At 63.3% G+C, this 6,263-nt stretch carries 5 protein-coding genes; 3 read left to right on the top strand and 2 right to left on the bottom strand.

Features of this window, described 5'->3' with window-relative positions; genetic code table 11:
* Window positions 1-150 precede the first annotated feature (150 nt).
* Entirely contained in the window at window positions 151-1,914 is a 1,764-nt protein-coding gene (gene thrS / locus I2G43_RS05695; protein WP_195535419.1) for a threonine--tRNA ligase, read from the bottom strand.
* 228 nt (window positions 1,915-2,142) lie between these two features.
* Window positions 2,143-2,574, bottom strand: coding sequence for a double zinc ribbon domain-containing protein (locus tag I2G43_RS05690; protein ID WP_195535418.1), 432 nt, complete (start codon window positions 2,572-2,574; stop codon window positions 2,143-2,145).
* Window positions 2,575-2,979: 405 nt separating this feature from the next.
* On the opposite strand from I2G43_RS05690, the gene I2G43_RS05685 reads away from it, so the two are divergent.
* Genes I2G43_RS05685 through I2G43_RS05675 form a run of 3 tightly spaced genes read left to right on the top strand, consistent with a single transcriptional unit; the run spans window position 2,980 to window position 6,194 of the window.
* Window positions 2,980-4,434, top strand: a complete 1,455-nt coding sequence (locus I2G43_RS05685; RefSeq protein ID WP_195535417.1) for an NAD(P)/FAD-dependent oxidoreductase — start codon at window positions 2,980-2,982, stop codon at window positions 4,432-4,434.
* 16 nt (window positions 4,435-4,450) lie between these two features.
* Window positions 4,451-5,797: an FAD-dependent oxidoreductase gene (locus I2G43_RS05680; RefSeq protein ID WP_195535420.1), complete on the top strand. Its 1,347-nt coding sequence runs from the start codon at window positions 4,451-4,453 to the stop codon at window positions 5,795-5,797.
* 4 nt (window positions 5,798-5,801) lie between these two features.
* The gene (locus I2G43_RS05675; RefSeq protein WP_195535416.1) at window positions 5,802-6,194 is read left to right on the top strand and encodes a DUF1667 domain-containing protein; all 393 of its coding nucleotides are present in this window, start codon (window positions 5,802-5,804) and stop codon (window positions 6,192-6,194) included.
* Window positions 6,195-6,263 lie beyond the last annotated feature (69 nt).

The raw sequence follows: 6,263 nt of genomic DNA, 5'->3' as shown, positions 1-6,263 counted from the left end.
GGGTGGTTTAAAGCTGGCCGCTGCGCGCCCAGCAGACTAAAGTCTTGAACAAAAAAAGCCGCTCAACCAGCGGCTTTTCTTATTTCGGCACTAAAAAAAGCGACCGCCCTTTGTGAACGGTCGCCTTTATTAATTGTTGTGTAGTTTGCCTTAGGCGCGGGTCTTGATCTCCTCGGTCACCTTGGCAACAAACTCGTCAACGCTCATCTGAACGGTCTCGTTGGAGCGATCGCGGACGGAAATGTTACCGGCCTCGACCTCCTTCTCGCCCAGGATAAGCATGTAGGGCACGCGGTCGATGCTGCGGGCCTCGCGGATCTTATAGCCGATCTTCTCGTCACGATCGTCGCAGACCACGCGGATGCCGGCCTCCTCCAGCTTGGCGCACACCTCGTGGGCGTAGTCGCGGCTCTTCTCGGAAACCGGAAGTGCCTTGACCTGCACGGGAGCCAGCCAGGTGGGGAACTTGCCCGCAAAGTGCTCAATCAGAATACCGATGAAGCGCTCGATGGAGCCAAAGCACACGCGATGCAGCATGATGGGGCGCTTCTTGGTGCCGTCGGCGTCCACGTACTCCAGGTCAAAGTTGAGCGGCATCTGGAAGTCGAGCTGGACGGTACCGCACTGCCAGGTACGGCCGAGCGAGTCCTCCAGGTGGAAGTCGATCTTGGGGCCGTAGAAGGCACCGTCGCCCTCGTTGACCTCGTAGTCCATGCCCAGCTTCTCCAGAGCGGTGCGCAGGCCCTCCTCGGCGCGAGCCCAGTCCTCGTCCGAACCCATGGAGTCCTCGGGGCGGGTGGAAAGCTCAACGTGGTACTTAAAGCCAAACTTCTGGTACACGGAGTCGATGAGGTTGACCACGCCCACGATCTCGTCGGTCAGCTGGTCGGGACGCACAAACAGGTGGGCGTCGTCCTGGTTAAAGCAGCGCACGCGGAACAGGCCGTGCAGGGCGCCGCGCAGCTCGTGACGGTGCACCAGGCCGATCTCGCCGGCGCGGATGGGCAGCTCGCGGTAGGAGTGCGGCTTGGAGGCGTACACCAGCACGCCGCCCGGGCAGTTCATGGGCTTAATGCAGTACTCTTCGTCGTCGATGACGGTGGAGTACATGTTGTCCTTGTAGTGATCCCAGTGGCCCGAGGTCTTCCACAGCTGCTTGTTCATGATGAGCGGCGTGGAGATCTCCACGTAGCCGGCCTTGTGGTGGATCTCGCGCCAATAGTCCAGCAGCGTGTTCTTAAGGATCATGCCGTTGGGCAGGAAGAACGGGAAGCCGGGGGCCTCGTCGCGCATCATAAAGAGATCCATCTCGCGGCCGATCTTGCGATGGTCGCGCTTCTTGGCCTCCTCCAGCATGTGCATGTGCTCGTCAAGCTCTTCCTTGGTGGCAAAGGCGACGCCGTTGATGCGGGTGAGCATCTTGTTGTCCTTGTCGCCCTTCCAGTAAGCGCCCGAGACGCCGGTGAGCTTAAAGGCCTTGAGCGCCTTGGTGTAGCAGATGTGGGGACCGACGCACATGTCGATGTAGTCGCCCTGCTGGTAGAAGGTGATGCGGGCGTCGTCGTCCAGGTCGCCGATGTGCTCGACCTTGTACTTCTCGCCGCGCTCCTCCATAAGGGCGATGGCCTCGGCGCGGGGCTTCTCGTACACGGAGAACTTGAGGTTCTCCTTGACGATCTTTTTCATCTCGGCCTCGATCGCAGGGAAGTCGTCCTCGCCGATCTTGACGCCCTCGGGCAGGTCGACGTCGTAGTAGAAGCCGTTGTCGGTCGCGGGGCCGTAGGCAAAGTCGGCCTCGGGGTACAGGCGCTTGATGGCCTGCGCCATGATGTGCGCGGCGGAGTGGCGGATGACGTGCGTGACCTCGTCCTGCGGGAGCTCGGCCACCGAACCGTCATTGTAGAGTGCCTTCATGGGTATGTTTTCTCCTCTCGGATGCCTGATGCAAGTGCGTGCAATGCTCTCGGCGTTTTAACTTGCATCATTATAGGCAGGTTGCTTTGGTATACAAGCGCCCGCCGCACCTTAATGGCACGGCGGGCGATTTTCTACGCATGCTTCATCGTGCGGGGCGGGTTGCGCGTGCGGCTTGCGCGGAACGCGCGGTGCCCGTGGCTTGCGGCCAGCCCGGCGATGGATGCGTTACTGGATGCGAGTTCGGCAGTAGGGGCAGACCTTCCAGTGCGCATCGAGCGGGCGATGGCAGCTGGGGCATACGTTGCGAACCTGGGTATCGCACACGGGGCACACGACAAAGTCCTTCTCGATGGGCGCGCCGCACTGCGGGCAGGTGCCGTACTGGGCAAGCTGGCGCTCGCGCAGGGCCATGTCCAGCTCCTGCTCCTCGCGGTCGGCCGCGTAGGAGTGCGGGCGCAGGACCAGGTAGGCGATGAGGCCTACAAACGGGATGAGGGCGATGATGCCCCATGCCACGTAGGCGCTGGCGCCGCGGCGGCGAGCGTCGATGAACACATAGACGACCGACAGCACATACAGGGCAACGATAAAGCCAACGAAGGCATAGACGACGCCCATAAGCTGCGGCGACATGAGCTCGGAGATGTACTTGGACATTAGGGGTACCTTTCGGGGGAGTTACAGCTCGGTCAAGTTTACCACGGGGTTTGTTTATATGGGACCACGGCCGGGCGCGGGACGGGCGCGGACACAAACATCTCAATCTGTAACAGATAGGGGTCGAATCGTCGGTTTGGTGTTACAGATCGAGACAAACGAAACTCTTCCCGACTTCAATCTCAATCTGTAACATCTAGAACCCAAATCCTCGTCTAACTGTTACAGATCGAGACGAACGGTTTCCATAGTTGTCGGCAGACGAGGTTGTCGACGTTACCGGGTCTCCCCTCGCCTGCCGTTGGCGGGTGTTGCGGGGCTGTTCGCCGCATTGCCGCCGCACTGGGGGTGTGCAGACCGTAGGATAGTCTTATTGACAGCCTGTCAACTTGTCTAGGAGGCACCGTGGCAGAAACGTTTGATATCGCAATTGTTGGCGCGGGCATTACCGGGTGCGCCATCGCGAGGCGGCTCGCGCGGTTTGACCTGTCCATTTGCGTAGTCGAGGCGGCTAACGATATTGCGCTGGGCGCGTCGAAGGCCAACGGCGGCCTGGTGCACGCTGGCTACGATCCGGCGCCGGGCACCGTAAAGGCACAGGTCAACGCCCGTGGCTGCGAGCTATATGGCGCGTGGGCCCAGGAGCTGGGCTTTCTGTTCTGCCGCACCGGGTCGATGGTGTTGGGCTTTAACGACGAGGACCGCGCGCATCTGGAAAAGCTGCGCCAGAATGGCCTGGCGAACGGCGTGCCCGAGCTGGCGATTATAGGCCCCGAGCGCATCCACGAGCTGGAGCCGCGCGCGAGTGCCCAGGCCACGTGCGCGCTTTGGTGCCCCTCGACGGGCTTTGTCGACCCGTTTGAGGTTGCCATCGCCGCGCTGGAGAACGCCGTGGCCAACGGGGTGACGTTTATGCGGTCAGCGCCGATGGAAGCGATTGAAGTCGCGGACTCGGGCGACGACGCGCGCTTTACGTTGGCGACGCCCGCCGGCGACGTGCGCTGTCGCTATCTAATCAACGCCGCAGGCAACGGCGCCGCGCACCTCTCGCATATGGCGGGCGCCGAGAAGTTCCAGATGGTCTGGCGCCAGGGCAACATCGTGGTGCTGGACAAGGAGCCGCGCACGCTCATGCCGCTCTACCCCGTGCCGACGCCGGTGTCGAAGGGCGTTATCGTGACGGGCACCGTGCATGGCAACACCGTGATCACCGCCACGGCCGCTGTGCGCGAGCCGGGCGACACGCAGACCTATGCAAGCGATGTAAACGCGCTGCTGACCGGCGCGCGCAAGCTGGTGCCCGATCTGGATACGCGCCGCGTGGTGCGCGCATTTGCCGGCGGGCGTCCGGTCATTCAGGGAACGAACGACTTCTTTATTGGACAGTCGGCCGTGGTGCCGGGGCTTTTCCAGGCGGCGGGCATTCAGTCGCCGGGTGCGGCAAGCGCGCCGGCCATTGCCGAGCGCATGGAGCTTGTGATGCGTGAGGCGGGCGTGGAGCTGCACGAGCGGGCGGACTGGAACCCAATTCGCCGCGCGCCGGACGACTTTGACCGCGCACCGCTGGCGTGCAAGGAAGAGCTGATCGAGTCCGATCCCGCGTGGGGACAGATTGTCTGCCGCTGCGAGACGGTGCCCGAAGCCGAGATCGTGGCCGCGATCCGACGCCAGCCGGGCGCGGTTTCGGTGGAGGGCGTCAAGCGCCGCTGCCGCGCCGGCATGGGTCGGTGCCAAAGTGGCTTTTGCCAGAGCCGTGTGGTGGCAATCCTAGCGCGCGAGTTGAGCTGCGACCCCAGCGAGGTGCTGTTGGAGGATGCCGGATCTTGGCTGGTCGAGGGTCCGCTGAAGGGGGTGCGCTAGGATGGCGACGTTTGATATGCGCGACGGACGCGCAGAGGTCGGAGCTGCAGCGCCCGTGCAAACGCAGGCCTTCGACGTGGTCGTTATCGGCGGCGGACCTGCCGGCATGGCGGCCGCGATGGCCGCGCATAAGGCGGGCGCACGCGTGGCCATCGTGGAGCGCGAGCAGCACCTGGGCGGCATCCTCCGCCAGTGCATCCACCCCGGGTTTGGTCTGTCGCACTTTAAACAGGAGCTCACCGGCCCCGAATACGCGCAGCGGTTTATCGACCAGGTGCGCGAAACCGACATTGCGCTGTTCTTGGACAGCATGGTGATCGGGATTGACAGGGGCTCGGACGCTCCATGCGCGAGCGACGTCGAAGCCCACACCGTCATGCTCATGAGCCCCACCGGTATGCTGCGGCTCACCGGGCGCGCGGTCGTCCTTGCCATGGGTTGCCGCGAGCGCACCCGTAGCGAGATCAAGATTCCCGGCAGCCGACCCGCCGGCGTGTTTACGGCCGGCCTGGCGCAGCGATACATCAATATCGAGAACCTCAAACCCGGCTCGCGCGCCGTCATTTTGGGCTCGGGTGACATCGGGCTCATCATGGCACGCCGCTGCACGCTCGAGGGGATTTCCGTCGAGGGCGTGTACGAGCTTATGCCGTACGCCAACGGTCTGCGCCGCAATGTTAAGAACTGCCTGGACGACTTTGGCATTCCGCTGCACCTGTCCACCACCGTCACGCGCGTGATCGGGCACGACCGCGTGGAAGCCGTCGAGGTGAGCCAGGTCGACGAGCGCCTAGCGCCCATTCCGGGGACCGAGCGCGTTGTTCCGTGTGACACACTGCTGCTTTCGGTGGGATTGATTCCCGAGAACGAGCTTTCGGTTGCCGCGGGTGTAGAGCTTGACCCGCGCACGCGAGGCGCCGTGGTGGACCAGAGCCTGCAGACGGGCGTACCAGGCATCTTTGCCTGCGGCAACGTGCTGCACGTGCACGACCTGGCCGACAACGTGACGACCGAGTCCGAGAGGGCTGGCGCAGCTGCAGCGGCGCACGCGCTGGAAACCGGCGCGGGCGTCGCTGCGGACTGCGAGCTCACCGTCTCCCCTGCCGGCATTGCGGGATACGCGCTGCCGGGACGCATTACGGCCGTGGCGCTCACCAAGCTCAGCTTCCGCGTGCGCCGGCCGGTCGACGCCGCCCGCGTGCGCATTCTGGCAGGCGACGAGGAGATGTTTGCAGGCAAGGTCCGCCCGTTTAAACCGAGCGTAATGGAGAGCTTCCCACTACCGGTAAAGGTAATTCAGCGCGCACTCGACCTGGGTGTTAACGAGATTGTCCTGTCCGTCGACCCCGTTGAGGAGGGGTAGAGTCATGAGCACAAACGCGATTGAAACGCTGCAGTTCAACTGCACCACCTGCCCATCCGAGTGCCTCCTGACCGTGGAGGTCGAGCGCAGCGCAGACGGCGCCGTGGTAGAGGTGCGCTCCGTAATCGGCAACAGCTGTCCGCGTGGCGATAAGTTCGCGCATCAGGAGCTCACCTGCCCCATGCGCGTGCTCACGACGACCGTGGCCGTATCCGGCGGCGATGAGGCCCTGCTGCCCGTGCGCACCGCCGATGCCATCCCGCTGGCACTCCACGCCCAAGCCATGGACCTCATCCGAGGTCTAGTCGTCAACGCCCCCATCCGCATGGGCGACGTGGTCCTCCCCAACCTCCTAGACACCAACATCAACCTAGTCGCCAGCATGGACATCGAATAAGCCAAAGTAGTCATTATGGGACGGGGCTCTTTAAGCTACCCCACCATCCACCCGTCCCCTCCTCAGTTG

It is taken from the genome of Collinsella aerofaciens (genome assembly GCF_015557435.1).
Taxonomy (GTDB): Bacteria; Actinomycetota; Coriobacteriia; order Coriobacteriales; family Coriobacteriaceae; genus Collinsella; species Collinsella aerofaciens_Z.
Note: the sequence above shows the minus strand (reverse complement) of the source record. Positions and strands in the feature narration are given on the sequence as shown.